We start from the raw sequence: 24151 nt of genomic DNA on the forward strand, positions 1-24151 counted from the left end.
GGAGCTTAACCGCAAGTTGAGACACTCTATCCGCAAATTATCTTATTTATTCTCTACTTTTTCTAACATATCTATCATTTCTTGTGCATCATGGCTTAAGTTCAATTTAGCATTGGATGAAAGATCGTTTTGATTTGTTTTCTTGGCTAATTCAGAAGCCAATTTTTCCATAAAAGTTAGTGCAGTATCAACTGATCCTTTTTCCAAATGGAACTGAGCCTGTTTCAGTGAATTTTCTAATTGTGGAACAATCGGTCCAGACAACTCTCCATTTGCTTTATAATCCTCAATCTTATTGTCTAATACCGACAACACACCAGGTGTCCAGTATACATTGATTGGAACGTTAGCCCAGTTGAGATCACTTCCAAAATAAAAGCTTGTATAAGAAGGCTGATTATAGGCTGTGTTCTGCCTAGCTACTTCCGCGCGATATTGAGGATCATGCATTAATGTATACAATTTATGATTTGTTACTTCCGTGCTGAGGTAAACCCGGATGGCAGAGCTATCGGCAGTTCTGACAAGGAGCTCTTCACGCCAATCACCGAATATGTCAGCTACTAATCCAGGATTTCCCTTTGTATCATTATTTGTTCTAGTACCCTCAGCAGTAAGTACAGTACCTTTCAGCCAATCTTTAATAGTAGGTGTTACATCCTTTGCACCATCCACAATCTGTGTAGTCATATCTGCAGCCCACTTAATATTCATATTAGTTCCTGGTGCAGTATTACTAATTTTTTGTCCATCCGCTGTCCATAAACCAACAGCCCATGTTTCTAAACCAGGATGTGATGGATCAATATCTCCAACCATCCCTCGGCCAGTATCTTTACCAGTATAACCACCATAAATCGTTTGACCTGTTTTAGCATCACGGAGTGAATACCCATATGGAGCTCCTGTTGCTCCCTCATGAACCATAAAGGTTTCCAAACCAGGTCTATTTGGATCAATGTCTGTTACATGAAGTGCATCCCCATGTCCTAATCTGGCAAGTGTTCCTGGTGATGAGCTTTGTGGCGGCAAGATATCTTTTGAGCTATATAACAGAGAGCCGTCATGGTCGATGGTAGCTCCTCCATAAACGATTTCTTGCTTTCCATCACCATCCACATCTGCAGCACTTAACGAGTGTGCCCCCTGGGTAGTAATTGAACCATATTGTGGATCTGTACCATCTTTTCCATGTGGACTGTCATTAAATGGATTAGTCATTGGTGTCCAGCCGCTGTCAACCGCCCAGTTTTCCTTCAGGTTTTTTCCATCCCAGCTATATGTAACCAGATTGGTTCTGGTGTAATAACCGCGGGCAAAAACAGCAGAAGGCTTTTCACCATCGAGGTAAGCTACACTTGCTAGGAAGCGGTCGACACGGTTTCCTGGCTCAATTCTTGCCATCGCGTAGTCGCCCCACATCAGGCCATCGTCATAACGTCCAGGTTTATAGTCAATGGTATCCATTTCGGCACCTGTTTCACCATTAAAGACAGACAAATACTCAGGGCCGTCAACAATAAATCCTTCAAAGTTTCTGAGCTTGTTATTGCTGCTTCGGCTAGGGGCATATACATCCATGAAATAATCGGTTAAGCTTTCAGCATCTTCTTTCGAAAGAGGGTAGCTGTATTTCTTTGCAATTCCAAAACATTCTTCCAGTGTTTTTGGCCAATGCCCATTCACTACCTCTTCCTGCTTGTCCCAGTTCATAAACATTTTAACTACATGATTATAATAGTCTTCTTTACTCATCCGATAATCATCGGTATTACTATATCCAGCCTCAATGTCTTTTTGCTGCATCGTGATATATTTTTCAGAGGTGACGTTACCTGCTTTGTCGTATTTAATCACCTTTGTTCCTGGCGCCGTTTTGAACATGATTTCCGATTTCCCGTCCCCATCAAAGTCATATACAAGGAACTGGGTATAATGGGCACCGGAACGAATATTCACACCTAAATCTATGCGATAGAGGAGAGTGCCGTCAAACTTATAGCAATCAATATACGTATTTCCGGTGTAGCCTACTTGTGACACATCCTTGGCATTAGAAGGATACCATTTGACGAAAAATTCGTATTTCCCGTCGCCGTCAACATCTCCAACACTCATATCATTTGCCGAATAAGTGTAGGTCTCACCAGCTGGGGTTACTCCATCTGCTGGCTTTTTTAGGGCTAAATCATAATAGGCTTGACCCCATGCGGTGACGGAAGCACTTTGGTCTAATTCTTTACCGTCCAAAACGGAACTTACATAGTATTTAGATTTAGTACTGCCATCTTTATCTAAGAAGTTGGTACTGTCCGTAACCGTGGCGATCTTTTTACCATCACGATAGACATTAAAATCTACACCAGTTAAACCAGTTTTAGAAGATCCTTTTGCTTCATTTGCCAGCAGGCGCCAGCTTAAAAAGACTCCTTCAGATGTAGAGGCGGCTACTAAACCTCTGTCAAGGTACTCTAACTGGACTCCTTTTCCCTGGAATTTGCTTGAAGGCTGGGTGTTTTGGACTCCGCTGGCAGTGACAGTAGAAACACTTGTTAATAACAGGGGTAAGGCGATTGTGGTAGATAAAAGCTTTTTAGTAATAGAACGTTTCTTCAAATTTTTATCCTCCTAAAGACTGTATTTTATTAAACAGATATAAATGACTGCGCTTACAATAGTGAGTGCCAACACCTCTCTCTATTAAAAGTACAAGACAAAGTAAATTCCAAGATGAAAAGACCCTCTTCATTATATTTTAATTATTCCGAACATTTAATTTAAAATTCCGTTATTTTTAGTGAAAATACAGTGTGTTCCTATCACTAAAAAGACAATTTGTAACTATTTTCACAGTACAAAAGAACCGATATGCTGCTGTTTCAAAAAGGTACTAACAAGGTAAAAAAAAATAAGGAAAACTGCACATTTCAAAGAATGTATATTTGCTTGAAAATCAGTCTTAAGAAAACACTGTTTTTTAATAAAAGAAAACGGAATTTTAAATTTATTTAAAGAAAGGGTTTCCATATAATAAAAGGTGAATGCTTAACACTAAAATTCCATTTTATACGCATGCTCTTGCAATAACATTAGTGGAGGTAATCAAAGTGCACAGACATGAAATAGAAAAGAAAATTGAATTACTGATTGATAACCTAGTTAACTTAAATGACCCAGACGGGAAGTATGCCATTCCGCTTGCCGATGGCAGAAAAATTGATAATAAGAGCTTTAACTATTGGGAATGGACAGCAGGTGTCGGCCTGTATGGAATGATGAAGTATTATAAACTGACAAAAAATGAAAACGTATTAAATATCATTGTAAAATGGTTCGACAATCAGTTTAAAGAACCGCCAGTCGAAAAAAATGTTAACACGATGGTGCAAATGCTAACCCTAGCCTATTTGTATGAAGAAACAAACAATCCTGCTTATCTTCCATACTTAGAAACTTGGGGGGATTGGCTCTATCATGATATGCCAAGAACTAAGGATGGCGGGATTCAGCATGTCGTGTTTGGATCGGAGAATTATCAACAATTATGGGATGACACCTTAATGATGAGTATTTTACCATTAACCAAAATCGGTTTATTACTGAACAAGTCTGAGTATATTGAAGAAGCAAAAAAACAATTCTTGGTACATATTAAATACCTGTTTGATAAGAAAACGGGATTATGGTTCCACGGTTGGACGTTTGAAGGAAATCACAACTTTGCGGAAGCGCTATGGGGCCGCGGCAATTCCTGGGTCACGATTGCGATTCCAGAGTTTTTAGATTTAGTAGATTTACCAGACAACGATCCTGTCCGTCAAATCCTAATTGACACGCTTAATAGACAAATTGAAGCGCTTGAAACACACCAAAATGAAAGCGGTTTATGGCATACAGTGCTAAATGATCCAACCTCTTATGTGGAGGCGTCTTGTACAGCAGGCTTCGCTTTTGGAACCTTAAAGGCTGTTCGGAAACGTTATACGGATAAAAGGTATTTAAATATGGGACTAAAGGCGATACAGGCAGTGGTTGAGAATATTGACGAAAACGGGGAATTGCAGCATGTATCGGCAGGAACAGCAATGGGAGAAACACAAGAATTTTACAAGGAAATCCCCGTAACTGGGATGCCTTATGGACAATCCATGGCTATTCTTTCTTTAGTAGAGTACCTGTATTACAGAATTTAAGTTAGAGGGGCATTTACATGAAAAAAATAGTGACGCTTGGAGAGATTATGCTGCGTCTCTCTACCAAATCAGGAGAAAGACTTTTTCAAGCAGATAACCTGTTGATGCATTATGGCGGAGCAGAGGCCAATGTGGCGGTTTCGCTTTCGCAGTTTGGCCATGAAGTCAAATTTGTGAGCAAAGTCCCAAGTAACCCACTGGGCGCTGCGGTGGAAAGACATCTCCAATCTTATGGTGTAAATACCAATTCCCTTATTAAAGGCGGAGAGCGGTTAGGGACCTATTATCTGGAGAGCGGAGTAGGTGGGAGAAGTGCACAAGTAACGTATGACCGGAAATATTCAAGCTTTTCAGGTCTAACTGTCGAAGAATTAAACTTTGGTGAACTATTCCAAGGAATTGACCTATTTCACGTTACTGGAATCACTCTTGCATTATCACAGAATTTAAGAGATCTCGTGTTGTTGGCAGTTAAGAAGGCAAAAGAAGCAGGAATTATGACCAGTCTTGATTTTAATTATCGGGCATCGTTATGGAGCCAGCAAGCGTGCGCGGAAGCGATAAAACCGCTCTTGGGCTATATTGATATCTGTTTCTGCGGAGAATTGGATGCTATTCATTTACTAGGTATCGGACCTGCAAATGACTCACTTTTAAAAGAAAAAAAACTTAAATACTATTATGAAAAAATAAATGAGTTGTACCCGAATATCCAATACATGAGTTCCACTTTTCGGACGGTTCTTTCGGCCTCGACCAATAAGCTTCAAGGCAACATCTATACGAAAGGTGAGCTGATCCAATCCACGGAGCATTTGATCGATCATATTGTGGATAGAGTAGGAGGAGGGGATGCTTTTGCGGCGGGGGTGTTGCACGGCATCTTAGAAAAATGGTCATTATCTCGAACCATTTCCTTTGCGTCAATGGCATCAGTACTAAAGCATACGATTCATGGAGATTGCAATGCTTTTACAATAGAGGAAATAGTGAAAGTAATGGACAGCGAAGCAGGCAAAATTGTCCGCTAAGGAATTTTTAAAAATAGAAACATAGAAAAGGAGAATGAAAAATGGAAACTCGTTATGCACATCATCCGGAAGATATGAAGAAATATAATACTGAGGAGCTAAGAAGGGAATTTTTAGTAGAAACGCTCTTCGAAGCGGACCAAGTCCATCTAACTTATACCCATGTGGACCGCATGATATTCGGAGGCGTTACACCGACAGAAAAGGAATTGGCCATTAAACTTGATAAAGAGCTGGGGGTTAGTTATTTCTTAGAACGCCGTGAGATGGGGATTATCAATATTGGCGGAGACGGCCTTGTCATTCTTGACGGTGAAGAATATGATATGCAGCGTTATGACGGATTATATGTAGGAAAAGGAACCAAAGAGGTTTTATTTAGATCCAATGATCCTAAAAATCCGGCTAAATTTTATATCAATTCCACTCCTGCACACCATAAATATCCGACAGTAAAGATTGATATTAATGAAATTAAACCGCTTGAAGCAGGCAGCCCTGGAACCCTAAATGAACGAAAAATCCACCAATATATTCATCCGAATGTATGTGAGTCCTGCCAGCTTCAAATGGGATTAACAATGTTATCCCCTGGAAGCGTTTGGAATACCATGCCATGCCATACTCATGAACGCCGGATGGAAGTTTACTTATATTTTGATATGGAACCAGAAACTCGTGTCTTCCACTTCATGGGTAAGCCGGATGAAACAAGACACTTGGTTATGAAAAACGAACAAGCGGCCATCTCCCCAAGCTGGTCCATTCATACAGGAACTGCTACAAGCAATTACACCTTCATTTGGGGGATGTGCGGTGAAAATATCACGTATGATGACATGGACCATGTCAAAATGGAAGATTTAAGGTAGTTGCTTCCAGGGATAATTTAACTCTGGGATAAGAACGTTTTATTCTCGAAAAATTGATTGTAGGTGATGAAGTTGAACATTGGTATACGAGCACATGATGTGGAAAATCGTCCCCTAGAAGAGTTAGTAGAAGAGATAGCAGGAAAAGGGCTCACATCTGTTCAGTTAGCCTTAGGTAAATCCTTTGATTATATGAAGCTCGAACCAGGGACATTAAGTCCTGGTTTGGCCCATCATATTGGAACAGCGTTCGCACGAAAAAATGTTCAAATTGCCGTATTAGGCTGTTATTTCAACATGATTCATCCTCACCATGCAGAACGGAGAAAAGGGATCGAGCGTTTTAAAGAGCATATCCGCTTTGCCAGGGATTTTGGCTGCAGTATAGTGGCGACCGAAACGGGTAACGTCAATCCCGAGATTGTTTATACAGTTGAAAATTTTAGGGAAGAGCCGTTTCTGGAAGTGGTTGATAGTGTTCGGGAACTAGTGCAGGAAGCGGAGAAATTTGGAGTCATTGTAGGAATTGAAGCTGGTGTGAATCATCCTTTTTATTCTCCGAAAGTGATGAAGCGACTTTTGGATATGGTCAACTCCAATAATCTTCAAGTAATTCTTGACCCTGTCAATCTATTAACGATTGATACCTATCAAGATCAGGACAAAATTATCCAGGAAGCATTTGAACTGCTTGGTGACAGAATTGTAATCCTCCATGCCAAAGATTTTGTTGTAGAGGATAACCAATTGAAGACAGTGGCAGTTGGCCAAGGACTATTAAATTATGATGTTGTCTTAAAACAGACCAAACAGAAAAAGCCTTATCTCAATATTTTAATGGAAGAAACGACAGAACCTTTTATTAATGAGAGTCTCGTGTTCTTAAAAAATAAGTACGAACAAGTCTAAAAAGACTTGTAAGGAGGAAGTAACATGAAATCTTTATTTTCATTAGAAGGGAAAGTGGCCCTTATCACTGGTGCAAGCCGGGGACTTGGCCAAGGCATGGCAATAGGTCTAGCCGAAGCGGGGGCAGCCGTCATTGGTGCAGGCATGAGCGATATGTCAGCAACCCGTGAGCAGATTGAAGCCATCGGCGGAACTTTTCATGACCTTAAAATAGATTTGTCCAAGCAAGGGGCGCCCAGTGAGCTTGTTGTGGAAGCTTTATCCGTTACCGGCCAAATTGATATTTTAGTAAACAATGCCGGCATCATTCGTCGTGCACAAGCGGAGAATTTCTCAGATGAAGATTGGTATGAAGTCATTAATGTTAATCAACATGCCGTTTTCCAATTATGCCGTGAAGTGGGCAAACATATGATTGAAAAAGGCTCAGGGAAAATCATTAATATTTCCTCCATGTTATCTTTCCAAGGGGGATTACGTGTACCTGCTTATACAGCCAGCAAACATGCGGTGGCAGGCCTGACAAAATCATTTGCAAATGAGTGGGCAGGAAAAGGCGTCAATGTAAATGCGATAGCACCAGGCTATATGGTGACGGATAATACGGCTCCAATTCGTGGAGATGAAAGCCGGAATGCTTCCATTACCTCAAGAATTCCACAAGGACGTTGGGGAACTCCAGAAGATTTAAAAGGAGCGGTCGTTTTCCTAGCTTCTGACGCCTCCAATTACGTTAACGGTCACATCTTACCGGTCGACGGCGGCTGGTTAAGCTCTTAATAGAATAATCCATAAAGTTCATTCAATCACAAATACCCATTTTAATTTTGCTTACAACAGAATTACGATGGGGATTTTTTATAGGTAAATAGGTAAAAAACAAACTTAACATGCGGTAATGGAGGGAACAAAATGAATAGAATCGTAGTTTGCGGCCTGAGCAATCGTGCACTTGGGATGTTTATACAGCCAGTATTAACACAATTTTCGCAGCAAAATGAAATCGTTGGATTGCTCGATCCAGATGAACGCAGAATGGAAGTCGCAAAGGAAAGTTTTCCATCCTTAAGTTCTATCCCTGCTTATCATCCAAATAAATTTCAACAAATGATTAAAGAGACTAATGCCAATACTGTTGTGGTGACGAGCCGGGATGATACCCATATCGATTATATTTTACAAGGTTTAGAGAATGATTTAACGGTTATCACGGAAAAGCCGATGGTTACTAATGCTAACGATGCCAAAAGGGTCATGGAGGCGGAGGAAAGAAGTAATGGAAAAGTAATTGTAGCCTTCAATTACCGATACAATCCTTTCCATCGAAAAATTAAGGAGATGATTTTAGAAGGGAAAATTGGCAGAGTTACTTCTGTTGATTTGAACTGGTATATCGACACCTATCACGGTGCCAGCTATTTCAAAAGATGGAATCGCGATCGAAATCGTTCAGGTGGTTTATCGATTCATAAATCAACTCACCACTTCGATTTGGTCAATTGGTGGATTGACCAAAAACCGGAGCAGGTCTTTGCCTATGGTGCCTTAAATTATTACGGCAAAGACGGAGAATTAAATCCAAGTCCAACCGATCATCGTTATTGCAGTACTTGCCAGGAAAAACAAGATTGCCAATATTATATGCGCTGGTCGAATCGCCGAAATAACTTGGCAATTAAAGATGATCATATTAAATCCGAAGGTATTGAAAAGTCGGCACATAATTATACGAATTACCGCCCAGATTCTTGTATTTTCGATCATGAAATTGAAATTGAAGATACCTATGCCGTGACGGTTAAATATGATAAAGGTGCTTTTTTAAGCTACTCCGTTAATTTTTCGCTTCCATATGAAGGTTATCGCTTAGCTATAAACGGGACAAAAGGGAGAATTGAAACGACGGAATATCATGAACCAAGCAGAATTCCTTTCCCATTCCCGGAACAGACGATTGAATATTATCCACTATTTGGTTCAAAAGAAATCATTCATGTCCTGCAAAATGATGGGGGACATGGTGGGGGAGATCCGTTACTTCAAGAAGATTTCTTCATGGGGGTGGATCCGAGCCGTCCTTATCAAATTTTAGCAGGTGCCGAAGCGGGGGCCTATTCCATTGCATTAGGTGAGGGCGTTTGGCGGTCAGCTATGGAAAATCGACCTTTTAGTATTAAAGAATTATTAAAGCAGACAAGTGATTCTTCTCAATTAGTCTAGTGAACTATTAGGGGACAAACGGTGTTTTTGAGTTCCGCCGATAAAATGGGAAAAAGCGCCGATAAGTAATTAAAAAGGCCGATAAAATTCCAAAAACCGCCGATATGGCTCAAAAAAGCGCGGATAAAGTTTCATTTCAAGCTCAATTGAATCAAAAAGTTATGCCAACTATCTATATTTATTAATTTTGGGTGGGATAAAGATGCCTCAACTTGTATTTGATGAAGAAAAAGTAAAAGAAGCTATTGAACTCGTTGTCGATAGGACTTCAAAAATGGATTTCAGCTGGGACTGGCCGGGCGGTGTTGCCTTTTTCGGTGTTGCCGAGGCATATGAAGCAACTGGCGAGAAAAAATATTTAGAGTTTATTAAGAATTGGGTCGATGAAGAATTAGATGATGGACTGCCCAAGCTAACCGTGAATGCCTCCTCCATCGGACATACACTCATTACATTATATAAAGCAACAGACGAGGAAAAATATTTAGAATATGCCATTCAAATGGCAGACTTCTTATTAAATGATGCAGAGAAATTTGCAGATGGTGTTTTGCAGCATACTGTAAACGGTGTCAAGAACGTGTTCCCCGAGCAGGCATGGGTCGATACGATGTTTATGGCGGGCTATTTTCTCTTACGAATAGGGCATATACTCGATCGGAAGGATTACATTGATTTCGGCTTAAAGCAATATCATGCTCATGAGCAGTTTCTCCAGGATGACTTGACCAACCTATACTATCATGGCTGGGACAATATCGCCCAAGACCATATGTCCGGCATTTTTTGGGCCCGTGGAAACAGCTGGGCAGCCTACACAATGGCTAGAGCTTTGGAGCTTGTGAAGGTGCAGCATCCATCTTTTATGATTATAGAAGGGTCACTCCGTGATCAGCTAAGTGCATTGGTTCGCTTACAAGATGAATCTGGCCTTTGGCATACAATTGTGACAGATCCTGAATCATATTTAGAAACGTCAGGTTCCGCGGGGATTGCAGCAGCTTTACTAACAAAAGGGAAACTGTATAACAAATATGTTCAAAAATCAACGGATGGTATCCTGAAGCAAGTTAAAGAGGACGGGTCTATCATGAATGTTTCAGCCGGAACAGCAGTCATGGATGATGCCGAAGGGTATAAATGGGTTCCTTATAAAAGAGTTCAGGGCTGGGGGCAGGGCCTGGTCCTTGCCTTTTTATCCTTATTACTAAAACACCATAGTGGAAATTGAGAATAAAAAAACATCAACCTGCGGAGGGGGCTTCCTTCCACAGGTATTTTTACATAATAAAAAGATAGGGGAGAAATATGTTCAATCACTCGTTTATTCTAATTGATAAAAGTACAGCTATTTTTCCGCCAGAAAACATAACAACCCCAGTTCAAAATGCACTAGATATGATCGTCAGGGACCATACTAAGGTATTTGGTAAGCCACCTATATTAACATCATCCTTTCAGGAGGAACCTGATTTAATTATTAGATATGCCACCAAGGAAGATGATTGTCCCGAGTGGCCAGAGAGTTATTGTTTTCGGTTCAATCTTCAAGATGGGAAACCGGTCATGCACATCATTGGGAATGATGATCTGGGGATTATTTATGGACTTCTCTATTACAGCAGACACTACTTAGGGGTGGATCCATTCTGGTTCTGGGCAGATCTTCCAATTGAACAAAAAGCGGAGGTACTCATCCCTGTTCAAGACTATGATTCTCAAAAACCAAAGGTGAGATATCGAGGCTGGTTCGTTAATGATGAGGTTTGTTTAATAGGTTGGAAGGAAGAATATCCACCAACAAAAGAAGTATGGTACCCCGTGTTTGAAGCTCTATTACGCAGTAGAGGGAATATGGTGATCCCGGGAACGGATCTTCCAAGACATGGGATTCATGCCGATTTGGCGTCAGAGCTGGGACTATGGGTGACCCATCACCATGCGGAACCATTGGGAGCAGAAATGTTTTTACGGGCCTATCCTGGTAAACAACCAAACTATCAAGAAAATCCAGAACTCTTTGAGAATCTGTGGAAGGAAGCTATTGAAAAACAAAAACATCAAAAAATCATCTGGGTCCTCTCGTTTCGTGGACAAGGGGATGCACCTTTTTGGCAATATGCCCCGGAATTTGACACACCAGAAAAACGGGGCGATATGATTTCCAAGGTAGTCGAAAGGCAATATGAATTGATTAGGCAGTCTATCGAACAGCCAGTATGTTCTATGGCCTTATATGGTGAAATAGCAGAGTTATATAAAGAAGGGCATATCAAAGTGCCTGAGGGTGTCATCTACATTTGGGCTGATAATGGATACGGGAAAATGGTTTCACGCAGACAAGGGAATGAAAACCTCAGGATCCCTTCTTTACCGACTGCGGAGGATCATGGTGAACATGGTATTTACTATCATATTACTTTTCATGACCTGCAGGCCTCCAATCATTTAACGATGTTCCCCTCACCACCCAAGATGATGATCGAGGAGGTGGAGAAAGCTTTTGAAGCAAGAGCAGATTCGTATCTATTGTTAAACAGCGGAAATATTCGGCCCCATCTTTATCCTTTAGATCTCGTGAGTGAATTATGGAATAAAGGAACAGTGAATCAAGAAAAACACTTAGAGGGTTTTATAAAACGTTTGTATCAAACAGGAACCAAACAGATCACACAGCTTTATCAAAGCTATTTTAACCTCTCCATCCCATATGGTGAAAATAAAGATGATAGAGCGGGAGAGGAATTTTACCATCACCCCGCCAGGGAAATCATCGGCCACTGGCTTCAGGGAAAAGCTGATATCCCTTTATCCAAACTTTTTTGGGCAACAGGTAAAATCCCCTTTGATGAACAGGTCCTTTGGTTTAAGAACAAATGCGAAAATGGGCTCATGGGCTGGGAGAAGTTATTACAGCAATGCCGGAACTTGAGCGCCGAACTTGGCGAAGAGGATCAGCAGCGCTTCTACGACCAGTTTACCTTGCACGTTGAACTACACGTTTCCGGATGTAAAGGTTTTATAGCCTTATGTAATGGATATTTCCATTTTAAAAAACAAGAATACGTTCTTGCATTTGTTCGGGTGTCACGATCATTACGCTATTATAACGATAGTATTCTTGCATTAAAACGGGCGGAACACGAGAAATGGGAAAATTTTTATCGTGCAGATTGGTTAACCAATGTTAAAAGTACCCTGTATTCACTCGATGCTTTACGCAAATTTATCAGAATGCAAGGGGATAGCCCGGATTTCTTCTTATGGTATAAGGAGTATTTGATGCCGGAAACTGAAAAATATATTTATTTGGAAAATACTCATCGCAATCCATTATCTGATGATGAACTTTCAAAAAGATTAGAAGAATTACAAGAAATGGTAAATTAGTTCTATAGCATATTTTATAAAAAGGAATATTAATCCTACTTCCATTACCCTTATGGTGTCGCCTTATCAAGAGTTTATGAAGTAAAACCTGTACAAAAATTAAAGGGAAAAAGTAATAGGAGGGGTTCAAATGGTTTCGAAGAGACCAGTCCAAATTTTTTTAGCAGGAGATTCTACAGTAGCCAACTGCCCGCCGCATGAAGCACCCATGGCAGGCTGGGGACAGGTATTACAATCTTTTTTTACGGATGAGGTAAAAGTCCATAATCATGCAAAAGGTGGAGCCAGTACAAACAGTTTTATTGAAGAAGGACGGTTAGAAGCGATTCTAGAGTCAATTCAACAGGGAGATTATTTGTTCATTCAATTTGGACATAATGACCAAAAACCATATGGGACAGAAGCCTTTACAACGTATCAGTCATACCTGACAGAATATATTAAAGGTGCTAGGGAAAAAGGAGCTGCTCCGATCTTGATTACCTCCGTAAATCGCAGACATTTTGATGAAAAGGATAACTTAGTGCACTCACTGGGGGACTATCCTCAATCAATGATTCAGTTAGCTGGACGGTTGGAAGTACAGCTAATTGATTTATTAACAAAGACAAGTAAGCTATATGAATCATTAGGCGTAGAGGGTTCAAAGCAATTATTTACATGGTTTGAGCCTAAAGTACATCCTAATTACCCAGAAGGGATACAGGATAACACTCATTTTTGTGAACATGGAGCAAGTGAAGTCGCCAAATTAGTCATAGAAGGAATAAGGGAATTACAATTACCCATCGCTAATTTTATTAAAGAATAGAATGATAGAATCATTAAGCCTAAATACAAATACTGAGGTGAAGTCCATTGGGCAAAAAGTTATATCACGGTGCAGCTTATTATCCTGAGCTATGGGATGAAAACGTAATAAATGAAGACATTGAAATAATGAAACAAACAGGAATTAATGTTGTAAGAATGGGTGAATTTGCTTGGTCCAATATGGAGCCGAAAGAAGGCCAGTTTGATTTATCCTTCTTTATGAATGTAATTAATAAACTCTATGAAAATGGTATTGAGACTGTAATGTGTACTCCGACTCCCACACCGCCAATCTGGTTCACAGACGGACACCCGGAAAGGATGTATGTCGAGCGGGATGGAAGAGTTATGGGGCATGGCTCAAGACAGCATGCCTGCACCAACCATTCCTATTTCCGTGAAAGAGCCGCACTGATCACGGAACATATTGCCCAAGCAGTGGGAAGTCTCCCAGGTGTGATTGGCTGGCAGATTGATAATGAATTCAAATGCCATGTTAGTGAATGTATGTGTGCTGCATGTAAAGAATTATGGCATCTGTGGTTAGAGGAGCGTTATGGGACGATCGAGCAGCTAAATGAAGCATGGGGTACGCAAATTTGGAGTGAATATTACCATAGCTTTGAACAAGTACCACAGCCAGGTCATGCACCATTTTTACACAACTCATCGTTGAGTACCATGTATCAATTATTTTCAATGGAAAAAATTGCGGAGTTCTGCGATGAGCAAGCAGCGATTATTAGAAAATATTCAGGTGCACCGATTACTCATAATAGTTCAATTATGTTTAGTGTGGATAATGAGAGATTATTTAAAAATCTTGATTTTGCTTCTTTTGATACTTATGCAACGATAGATAATTTCCCTGCCTATCTTATTAACAGCGATTTGTGGCGGAACTTTAAGAAAGGCAAGGACTTTTGGGTAATGGAAACGAGCACCTCGTATGCAGCATCGCTCGAGAGCTATTCAAGCCCGCATCCCAATGGCTATTTAAAAGCCGAGGCCGCTGCAGCTTTTGCATTAGGGGCGGAAGGATTTTCATATTGGCTGTGGAGACAGCAGCGGGCCGGCTGCGAGCAGCCGCATAGTTCGGTTATCAGTGCATGGGGAAAACCAACAGTAGGGTATGCCAATGTGCTGGAAGTTGAGAAGATGAGAAAAGAAATTGAACCGATTATCCTAGCGACAAGACCGAGGCAGGCAGAATTGGCGATCACCTATTCCGATCGGGCAAAGGCATTTTTGAAAACGGAATCACATCGCGGGTTAAATCACCGCGCGTTAGTAACAGATTTTTATGAAAAAGTATTATCAATGGGGATCCATCGCGACCTTATTCCTGAAGGGGCAAGCCTTGAGGGATATAAAGTATTATTGACACCGTTTATCCCTTATGTATCAACAGAGTTTTTAGCCCGTGCGAGGCAGTTTGTTGAAAATGGGGGAGTCTGGATCGCAGGTCCATTAACAGGAGAAAGGACTGAGTTCCATACGGTCCATACAGATCGGGCTTTGGGGGAACTTGAGAATACTGCTGGTGTAGAGGTTTTATTTACCTATCCTATGGATGGCACCGGAACCATTGGCCGTGCCTTCGATGTATCTGCGCCGCTTGGAATGTGGAGTACCGTATTCGAATTTGACCAAGAAAAGTCAGTTGGGATGATTGAAGAGGGACTTTCTGAAGGAAAATCCTTTATTACTGAGCATCGTCTTGGGGCAGGAAAAATGGTCATGCTTGGTTCCATGCCTCAAGGGCCGGATGGAGCTCTAATGTTACAGAAACTTGTGGATCATTATTCACTAGAAGCTAATTTAACACTTAGAACAGACGTAACAAAAGGAACCATTGTTGCTCCAAGACAGGGTGATGGATATACTGTTTGGATTGTAATCAACATGGACGGTAATGGTGGAAGCGTCACCTTGCCAATGGAAGGAATCGACTTACAGAATAATAAGAAAGTAAGCCCGGGAAAACTTGAAATCGGCAAATTTGAATATAGGGTCATTCGTATTAATGATAAGGAGTGTTTTAGATGATTCGAAAAGCAACAGTCATGAAGGTGTTTGAAGAATTTCACGAAGAATACAAGAAACGCCATGATGAAATATGGCCTGAGCTGGCACAAGAATTAAAAAACCACGGAGCCAATCATTACTCGATTTTTCTCGATGAAAAAACGAATAATCTGTTTGCCTATGTTGAAATCGAAAGTGAAGAAAAGTGGAATGCTATGGCTCAAACCGAAGTTTGCCAGAAATGGTGGGCTTATATGAAAGATATTATGGAAACCAACCCTGATAATAGTCCGGTAGCCATCGAACTAAAGCAAGTATTTTATTTGGATTAAAGGTTGGGTTATGTCTTAAAATTTTTGAACTCAGCTTACTTAGAAACAGGATAGCAATCGTTAAAAAACATATAGAAATAGTTGAAATCCATATCATGTCAGGTGATATGGTTTTTTATAGTTTTAATTGATTTGAAACCATCTCTAATTTTCTAGTATTTCAGTGGTTTAAAAAAATTGTAGAATGATATACAATATAAGGAATATGATTACGCTTACACTGCGCTGAATTAAAAGTTTTGAATATTCGAAATTAAATATTTGGAGAAAACATTAATGAAGAAAGTTTTTGATTTATTGAAAAGAAAATATGCGAATCTAAAAATTAAATATAAATTGTTTATTTTAGTTTCATGGATTATGATTAGTTCCTTTTTATTTACCTTCTTTGGATTACAATATGCTTTTCATATTTATGATGAACAAATCTACAGTAAATCTTCCCAAGTGTTAAGTACATCCTCCAATATCATTGAAAATGAACTTCAAAAAATGGAAGATGTTTCTTACAATATCTTAACCGATCCTCAAATTCAACAGTACTTAGCAACAAACGGTGAAAAGAGGACAGAGTACGAGAATTATCGTATTCATTCAAATATGGTGGATAAATTATTAAGCTACGTGAACAATGAGAAATACATACAATCCGTCATTCTTGTCGATACGAATGGGGAAGAGTACGTTGCTGGGCCTAGATCTTTTAAATTACCATCTGATTTAAAAATGAGTATTTTGCGAGAAGCCTTGTTAGCAGATGGAAAAAACATCTGGGTTAACCCCCATGGAAATGATTTTACGATTGTCACAGCTCGAGAAATAAGACAATATAAGAATTTGAGTTTTGAACCACTAGGTACATTGATTATTAATATGAATATGGACAAACTTGTCAGCAGCCTCTTTGAGGGATCAAGTAAAATTGATGGCGAATTTTTAATTACCAACGATCAAGAACTTATTTATCCGACAGAATCTGCAAGTCCATTGAAAAAAATAGCCATGTCTATAAATGAGAAACCTGGCTATCAAATAAAAACAATCGAAGGTAAAAATTATTTTCTGGTTCACATAAACTCTCATTACTTTGATTGGAGTTATGTAAATGCCATCCCATTTAATCAAATCTTTAAAAATATTAGTTTCATAAAAACAGTACTTATTATCATTTTTATTTTAATGTTTTTTATTGTAACGATTCTCGGCATCAGATTTGTTAGAAATATCACTATTCCTTTAGAGAACTTAGTTGAAGGTATGCATTATGTGCAAAACGGTGATTTTAAGGAAGCTCAGAAGGGTTTCATGAAGTCTTCCGTTCTCTCTAATGATGAAGTAGGTAAGTTGCATGAAACCTTTCAAACGATGACTCAACAAATGGATGAATTGGTAAATGAAAACCTCACTAAGCAGCTGACAATTAAAGAAACTGAATTTAAAGCCTTACAGGCACAGATCAATCCTCACTTTTTATATAACACTTTGGAGTCAATTAACTGGCTCGCTAAAATGAATGATCAAGACCAAATATCGAAGATGGTTGAAGCACTTGGTTTTCTGCTGCGAAATTCAATCAGCCTAAAGAAACGGCTCATCCCGATTGAAGATGAGCTAAACATTGTTAAGAATTATATTGTCATACAAAAATATAGATTTGAAGAAAGATTGGACTTTAGCATGCAGGTGGATTCTGACCTGTTTGATGCCTATATACCTAAATTAACCTTGCAGCCCCTAGTGGAAAATGCCATTCATTATGCGTTGGAGAATATGGTAGATGTATGTAAAATAAGAATTTATTCTGAAGTAAATAAGGATTATTTTCAGCTAATCGTCGAAGATAATGGTCCTGGAATGGAACCTTCTTTTCTAGAAAAGTTAAAGAAAGGGGAGGTAAAGACAAGGGGACAAGGAATTGGCTTAGCCAATATTATGGAGCGGATTAAAATTTCATTTGGAAGCGATTACGGAGTTGAAATTGAAAGTGAACCTAATAAAGGAGCTAAAATCATTTTAGTTCTGCCATATGACAGGGGGGAAGAACATGTACAAAGTATTGTTAGTTGATGATGAAAGAATCATAACCGACGGTATGTCAAAAGTGATTAAATGGGGGTCAATCGGGACAAGTTTAATGGGGACGGCGAAGAATGGACTTGAAGCCTTTGAAAAAATCACACAGAATAAACCGGATATTGTAATTAGTGATATTAAAATGCCTGGAATGAATGGACTTGAATTGGTAGCAAAAGTACATGAACATTATCCAGAGATCCGTTTTATCTTGTTATCAGGGTTTAGTGAATTTGATTATGCCAAGCAGGCAATGTTGTATGGGGTAAAACATTATTTGCTTAAACCCTGTAATGAAAATACGATTATCGAAGCACTTAAGGAAATTAGTGAAGAGTTAAATCAGGAGAAAGAACGGGAACAATTTATTACAAATATGCAAGAAACCCTTGAGAATGTTCTTCCCTATGCAAAGGAACAGTGGTTAAAGGAATATATAACAAATATATATGCAAATACAGACTCTACATCCTATCAAAAACTTCTTGAGTTCGATTTAGACCTATCCAATGTTCGACTAGTTTTATTCCAGATAGAGGGCAAATTTCAAGTTGAGCAATTGTTTGCCATAAAAAACATTGCTGAATTGAATTTTAAATCATACATTCTTAGTTGCTCAGTAGGTGAATTAATTTTAATCCTTTTGAGGGATGATGGTGAACATAGTCAGCTGCATGAAAAAATTGAAAAGATTAGAAAAAACTTTTATCAATATTATCAACTGGATTGCACCATTGCTGTAAGTGAAACGGGGAAAATCAGCCATGCGAATAAATTATACAAGGAAGCACTGGATTGTCTAAATTATCGTTTTTATTTAGGTGAAGGCAGTATTATTACCAAAGAAGACATAGATAATCATAATGACGATTATGATCAGCAGGAATTTTATTATGATGATCAGAAATTCTGCCGAATGGTTAAATCAGGGTGTTGGAGAGAAGTTGAGGATGAAATTATCAGTTTTTTCAACTGCTTAGCCGATTTAAGATTAGATATTAGTGCGACCAAATCCTATGTCATTCAACTTTTTAATAGTATGATTCGTTTGTGCGATGCCCATAGTATGAACTCCTACTTAACGAAGCTGCAGGTTCTATTAGAATTAGAAACAATACATAGCATGAAGTCCTTTTTCAAGGATATCGCTGAGGAAATCACGGATGTATTTTTTCAACAAACCAAAAATAAACATTCCTCCATTATTAGCAGAGTACTTGAAGTTATTGAAAATCATATCGCAGATCCTCAGCTTAGCCTGCAATGGGTTGCAAATGAGATGTTGTATATGAATGCTGATTATCTCGGAAAGCTGTTTAAAAAAGAAACGGGTGAGAAATTCTCTAATTATCTGACTCGAGTTCGCATCGATAAGGCGATTTATATGATTATCAATGAAAGTGATGTAAAAATCTTTGAGTTAGCTGAAAAAATTGGGTTTGGAGAAAATGCCCAATATTTTAGTCAGGTTTTCAAAAAGCAAACTGGGTTTACACCTTCTGAATATAAACGAGAAGCAGTCCAAGGTATGTAATATGAGACAAAAGGGGAATAAAACGATGAAAAAACTATTAATCTCCATTTTACCCCTGGTAGTAATGTTGGCCTTTACTGGTTGTTCAGAAAGCAGCAGTGCGGATTCTTCCAAAAATCAAGAAGAAAAAATCACCCTTAGGTTTGCTTGGTGGGGCGAACAGCCTAGAAACGATTATACATTGAAGGTTATAAAATTGTTTGAAGAAAAGAATCCAGACATCCATATTGAATTTGAATTTTCAAATTGGGATGACTATTGGAAGCGGTTAGCCCCCATGGCCGCTGCCAACCAGTTACCAGACATTATGCAAATGGATCTTCTCTATTTAAAAGCATATAGTGCCAACAACTTACTTGAAGATTTAACACCCTACATCGAAAATAACACCATCAATACAAAGTACATTGATGAGAAAATCCTTTCAGGGGGAAAAGTAGGGGACAAACTATATGGTTTCCCATTAGGGTTAAATGCCCCTGCTGTAATCATGGATTCCCATTTAGTTGCTTCTGCAACCAATCAGGTCCCTAAACAGAACTGGACCTGGGAGGAATTTGAAAAAATAGCCATGGAGGTTCACAAACAAAAAAATATATATGGAACGAATGGAATGAAACCGCCAGAGGTATTTTTCCCCTACTTTCTGCGCACCAATGGAAGGGATTTATATAATTCGGATGGCACTTCATTAGGATATGAGGATGATCAATTATTTGTCGATTACTTTGATAGGCAATTAAGATTACTAGACGAAGGAGCTTTCCCGAGGGTTGATGTAACAGAACAGATTAAAGGGATTGAAGATGAGTTATTAGTGAGACAACAAGCTCCGATGACATGGGCCTATTCCAATCAATATTATGGTTTTTCAAAAGAATCAGGACGCTCGCTGGAGATTCTTGCCCCACCAGGGCCAAATCAACAGACAAGTTTGTCTGTAAGAGCCAGTATGCTTTTTTCAATCACCAAAGGCTCGAAACATAAGGAGGCCGCCGCAAGATTTATTAACTTTTTTGTTAACGATATAGAGGCTAATAAGTTAATTAAAGGTGAACGAGGTGTTCCTGTTTCATCCAAAGTGGCGGAGACCGTTAAAAAGGGCCTATCCACAGAACAGAAAAAAGCTTTTGACTACGTATTTAATGTTGAAAATACAAATAGCAAGGTTGAGATAGCAGATCCAATTGGAGGAATTGAAGTTGTTCATATGTTACAGGATATCTCTGAACAAATTCTTTTTAAAAAAATCACACCTCTAGAAGGGGCACAGAAATTTAGAAAAGAGGCAAATGAAATACTACAGAAAAATAAATAAATAACTTAAAAGACTCCGTTGGGGATTGTGTATAATCCAAATCGGAGTCTTTTTTATTTTTAATAATAGAATGTCTGATTTTTAAACAAACTACTCGGTTATTTATATTCAGACAATTCTAATAGTGAAGGTATAATTACAAATGTAAACACTTACAAAAAAGAATAAGGGGGATTCAATTAATGAAAAAATTCATGGTTATGCTGTTTTCACTGATTCTAGTATTCTCATTAGCAGCATGCAGCGGAAGCAGTACCACAAGTAAGAGCGAATCTAATGGGAAAGAAAAAGCTGCAAGTAAAGATGAAAAAGTTACACTTCGTATTGCTTGGTGGGGATCACAGCCAAGACATGATTACACCTTAAAAATCATTGATATGTATGAGAAGCAAAACCCTAATGTGAAGATTGAAGCAGAATATGCGAGCTGGGATGATTACTGGAAAAAGCTAGCTCCACAAGCAGCTGCTAACCAGTTACCTGATATTATTCAAATGGACCTTTCTTATTTCTCACAGTATGCTGAAAACAATCAAATCGCTGATTTGACTCCATATTTAGATAAACAAATCGACACCAAAGATACGAATCAAAATATTATTGATGGTGGAAAACTTGGTGACAAGTTATACGGACTTAATGCAGGGGTAAACGTACTTGGTTATCACTATGACCCAGCCTTACTTAAAAAAGCCGGTGTAGAATCTCTTGATGAAAACTGGACATGGGATGATTATAAAGAACTCGCCAAAAAAGCAAAGGCTGCAGGCCTATTTGTAGATACTGGTGTTAAGGCAGACGTATTTTTTAATTACTATTTAAGAACACAAGGAAAGTCTCTTTATAACAAGAATGGTACAGGTTTAGGATATAAGGATGACAAATTATTTGTAGATTTCTTCAAAATGACTTCAGGTTTAGTAAAGGATAAAGCGGTTCCAACGCCTGACTATATGGCACAGGTAAAAGGAATCGAAGATGATCCTGTTGTAAAACAAAAAGCAATCGGTATTTGGCAATGGTCTAACCAGTTTGTTGGCTTACAGCAAGTTGCAAACAGACCGCTTGATATCAGCAGCATGCCAGGACCAGATAGTGATAAAGGATTATTTTTAAAACCAAGTATGTTTTGGTCAATTGGGAATAACTCTGAGCATAAAGAAGAGGCAGCAAAGTTTATTAACTTCTTAACTAATGATATTGAAGCCAACAAATTAGCGCTTGGAGATCGTGGTGTACCGGGATCTGCAGCTGTCAAAGAAGCCTTAAAGCCGCTTCTTTCTCCAGCACAGCAACAAGTATTTACTTATGTTGAATGGGCTGAAAAACATAGTTCAGCATTTAATGGTCCAGATCCAGTTGGAGCAGGAGAAGTTATCGAGCTTTTTGATAGCTTGAATGAGCAAATGAGCTATGGAAACCTAAAAGTAGAAGATGCTGCAAAACAATTTAGACAACAAGCTGAAAGCATTTTGGCTCAAAATAAGAAATAATTTTAATCCGATAGCTGGTCCTTTCTCGGATCAGCTATCGCCCTTTCAATCTTAGGGTGATGGTCCGAAGAAAAGGAGATGGCAAAATGGCTACACGCGTCGTAAAAGAACACGTACAGGAAAGTATTTATATTGCACCTGTGAGCGCACGGAAACGGGCAATGAAGGAAAATATAAAAGGCTATTTATTTATTAGCCCTTTTGTGGTTGGATTCCTTGCCTTTACATTAATACCTATACTTGTTTCATTATACTTATCATTTACGAAATATAATCTATTTTCCGCGCCACAATGGATTGGATTAGAAAACTATAAAAAAATGTTTACGGCAGATCCAAGGTATTGGCAGTCATTAAAAGTTACCCTCATTTATGTATTCGCTGGTGTACCGCTAAGACTAGCATTTGCCCTTCTAATTGCGGCGATATTAAATACGGCATCTCGGGCAGTTGGCTTATACCGTTCCTTATTTTATCTGCCATCACTGATTGGCGGGAGCGTGGCTGTCGCAATTATGTGGCGTAACATCTTTGGAGACAAAGGGATTATTAATCTACTATTAGAACTGCTAGGGATCCCCAGTGTCAGATGGTTCGGTGACCCCACAGCTGCTTTATGGATGTTAATCTTTTTGTCAGTGTGGCAGTTTGGTTCCTCGATGTTAATCTTCTTAGCTGGATTAAAAGGGATTCCAAAAAGCTATTATGAAGCCGCAAGTGTGGACGGAGCTAACGGATGGCATAAATTCATCAAAATTACCCTTCCCATGTTAAGCCCAGTCATCTTATTTAATGCAGTCATGCAGACGATTGGTGCCTTTATGACATTTGTTCCAGCGTTTATCATTTCAAAAGGTACCGGGGGACCTTTGGATGGAACACTTTTATACTCCCTTTATTTATTCTTACAAGGTTTCGAATTCTTCAACATGGGCTATGCGGCTGCAATGGCATGGGTCATGCTCATTATCGTAGGGGTTTTAACGGCTATCATTTTTGCAACATCAAAATTCTGGGTTCACTACGAATCAGAAGGAGGGAAATAGCGTATGCGGATAAAATCAGTAAAATGGTGGACTTATCATATCCTTGTAGGTGGATTTGCCGTCCTAATGCTTTATCCGGTTATTTGGCTTCTGATGAGTTCGTTTAAAGAAAGTAATGCCATCTTCGTAACAGCCAAATCACTAATTCCTGATCCCTTTATTTTGGATAACTTTGCTGAAGGCTGGAAGGGGATTGGCGGTAATACCTTTGGAGTGTTTATAAAGAATACTGCCATCTTGGTTATCGTAACTTTAATTGGTCAAGTCATATCATCGTCTTTAATTGCCTTTGGTTTTGCAAGGTTAGAATTTAAGGGTAAAGCACTCTGGTTTGGACTTATGATGGTAACATTGATGCTGCCATATGAGGTTGTCATGGTTCCGCAATATATCATCTTTTCAAAACTTGGGTGGCTTAACTCGATTAAGCCAATTGCAGTACCAGCATACTTTGGGCATCCATTCTTTATTTTCTTACTAGTTCAATTTATCCGTACGATTCCAAGAGAATTGGATGAAGCAGCAACGATTGATGGGTGTAATACCTTTCATATTTTCTATAAAATCATCTTGCCATTAATTAAACCGGCCTTGGCAACGGCAGCGATTTTCTCCTTCTATTGGACTTGGGATTCCTTACTAGGACCGGTTTTATACTTAAACAGTCCCGCAAAATATACGGTTTCAATGGCATTAAATATGTTCTTAAGTAATGAAACCGTTTCTAACTGGGGTGCCATGTTTGCCATGTCCGTAGTTACCTTGGTTCCTGTATTTGTTATCTTCTTTATCTTCCAAAGATATGTGGTAGAGGGAATCAGTACAAGCGGATTAAAAGGTTGATGATTCGTGCCATTCCTTAATTTAGGAGTGGCAGGGCTTGATCAACTTTTAAAAAA

Annotated in this window: 18 protein-coding genes; 17 read left to right on the forward strand and 1 reads right to left on the reverse strand. The window is 39.0% G+C overall.

Annotation, left to right across the window (positions count from 1 at the left end; translation table 11 throughout):
* Nucleotides 1-42: 42 nt before the first annotated feature.
* The gene (locus AAHB15_RS01180) at nucleotides 43-2616 is read right to left on the reverse strand and encodes a rhamnogalacturonan lyase (RefSeq protein ID WP_342041598.1); all 2574 of its coding nucleotides are present in this window, start codon (nucleotides 2614-2616) and stop codon (nucleotides 43-45) included.
* A 491-nt stretch (nucleotides 2617-3107) separates the two neighbouring features.
* On the opposite strand from AAHB15_RS01180, the gene bglB reads away from it, so the two are divergent.
* The 17 genes from bglB (at nucleotide 3108) to AAHB15_RS01265 (ending at nucleotide 24095) form a co-directional block, all read left to right on the forward strand.
* Nucleotides 3108-4193 (forward strand): beta-galactosidase BglB, encoded by a 1086-nt coding sequence (gene bglB, locus AAHB15_RS01185; RefSeq protein ID WP_335574788.1) that lies wholly within the window; start codon nucleotides 3108-3110, stop codon nucleotides 4191-4193.
* Nucleotides 4194-4210: 17 nt separating this feature from the next.
* Nucleotides 4211-5224: a sugar kinase gene (locus tag AAHB15_RS01190; protein WP_342041599.1), complete on the forward strand. Its 1014-nt coding sequence runs from the start codon at nucleotides 4211-4213 to the stop codon at nucleotides 5222-5224.
* Between the two features lie 41 nt (nucleotides 5225-5265).
* A complete protein-coding gene (gene kduI / locus AAHB15_RS01195; RefSeq protein WP_335574790.1) occupies nucleotides 5266-6096 on the forward strand; it encodes a 5-dehydro-4-deoxy-D-glucuronate isomerase in 831 nt (276 codons plus the stop codon).
* Nucleotides 6097-6162: 66 nt separating this feature from the next.
* Nucleotides 6163-7005, forward strand: coding sequence for a sugar phosphate isomerase/epimerase family protein (locus AAHB15_RS01200; protein ID WP_335574791.1), 843 nt, complete (start codon nucleotides 6163-6165; stop codon nucleotides 7003-7005).
* A gap of 24 nt (nucleotides 7006-7029) precedes the next feature.
* On the forward strand, nucleotides 7030-7785 hold the full coding sequence (gene kduD / locus AAHB15_RS01205) for a 2-dehydro-3-deoxy-D-gluconate 5-dehydrogenase KduD (RefSeq protein ID WP_335574792.1): 756 nt from the start codon (nucleotides 7030-7032) through the stop codon (nucleotides 7783-7785).
* A gap of 132 nt (nucleotides 7786-7917) precedes the next feature.
* Nucleotides 7918-9225: a Gfo/Idh/MocA family protein gene (locus tag AAHB15_RS01210; protein WP_335574793.1), complete on the forward strand. Its 1308-nt coding sequence runs from the start codon at nucleotides 7918-7920 to the stop codon at nucleotides 9223-9225.
* Nucleotides 9226-9427: 202 nt separating this feature from the next.
* Nucleotides 9428-10456 (forward strand): glycoside hydrolase family 88/105 protein, encoded by a 1029-nt coding sequence (locus tag AAHB15_RS01215; RefSeq protein ID WP_342041600.1) that lies wholly within the window; start codon nucleotides 9428-9430, stop codon nucleotides 10454-10456.
* Between the two features lie 77 nt (nucleotides 10457-10533).
* A complete protein-coding gene (locus AAHB15_RS01220) occupies nucleotides 10534-12615 on the forward strand; it encodes a glycosyl hydrolase 115 family protein (RefSeq protein ID WP_342041601.1) in 2082 nt (693 codons plus the stop codon).
* Nucleotides 12616-12745: 130 nt separating this feature from the next.
* Nucleotides 12746-13426 (forward strand): rhamnogalacturonan acetylesterase, encoded by a 681-nt coding sequence (locus AAHB15_RS01225; RefSeq protein ID WP_335575765.1) that lies wholly within the window; start codon nucleotides 12746-12748, stop codon nucleotides 13424-13426.
* Nucleotides 13427-13473: 47 nt separating this feature from the next.
* Nucleotides 13474-15477 (forward strand): beta-galactosidase, encoded by a 2004-nt coding sequence (locus AAHB15_RS01230; protein WP_342041602.1) that lies wholly within the window; start codon nucleotides 13474-13476, stop codon nucleotides 15475-15477.
* Nucleotides 15474-15788, forward strand: coding sequence for an L-rhamnose mutarotase (gene rhaM, locus AAHB15_RS01235; RefSeq protein ID WP_335575763.1), 315 nt, complete (start codon nucleotides 15474-15476; stop codon nucleotides 15786-15788). The genes AAHB15_RS01230 and rhaM overlap by 4 nt, the downstream gene beginning before the upstream one ends.
* Before the next feature lie 276 nt (nucleotides 15789-16064).
* Complete coding sequence (locus AAHB15_RS01240; RefSeq protein ID WP_342041603.1) at nucleotides 16065-17855, forward strand: sensor histidine kinase; 1791 nt, start codon at nucleotides 16065-16067, stop codon at nucleotides 17853-17855.
* On the forward strand, nucleotides 17833-19395 hold the full coding sequence (locus AAHB15_RS01245; RefSeq protein ID WP_335575063.1) for a response regulator transcription factor: 1563 nt from the start codon (nucleotides 17833-17835) through the stop codon (nucleotides 19393-19395). Before AAHB15_RS01240 ends, AAHB15_RS01245 begins: the two co-directional genes overlap by 23 nt.
* A gap of 25 nt (nucleotides 19396-19420) precedes the next feature.
* The gene (locus AAHB15_RS01250; protein WP_335575062.1) at nucleotides 19421-20713 is read left to right on the forward strand and encodes an ABC transporter substrate-binding protein; all 1293 of its coding nucleotides are present in this window, start codon (nucleotides 19421-19423) and stop codon (nucleotides 20711-20713) included.
* Nucleotides 20714-20895: 182 nt separating this feature from the next.
* Nucleotides 20896-22206 carry an ABC transporter substrate-binding protein gene (locus AAHB15_RS01255; protein WP_335575061.1) on the forward strand — a complete coding sequence of 437 codons (1311 nt, stop codon included), beginning with the start codon at nucleotides 20896-20898 and terminating at the stop codon, nucleotides 22204-22206.
* A 161-nt stretch (nucleotides 22207-22367) separates the two neighbouring features.
* Nucleotides 22368-23252: a carbohydrate ABC transporter permease gene (locus AAHB15_RS01260; protein ID WP_335467830.1), complete on the forward strand. Its 885-nt coding sequence runs from the start codon at nucleotides 22368-22370 to the stop codon at nucleotides 23250-23252.
* Between the two features lie 3 nt (nucleotides 23253-23255).
* Nucleotides 23256-24095, forward strand: coding sequence for a carbohydrate ABC transporter permease (locus AAHB15_RS01265; RefSeq protein ID WP_335575060.1), 840 nt, complete (start codon nucleotides 23256-23258; stop codon nucleotides 24093-24095).
* The last annotated feature ends 56 nt before the right edge of the window (nucleotides 24096-24151 follow it).

This window comes from Bacillus sp. OTU2372 (genome assembly GCF_038440275.1).
Classification (GTDB): Bacteria; Bacillota; Bacilli; order Bacillales; family Cytobacillaceae; genus Neobacillus; species Neobacillus bataviensis_B.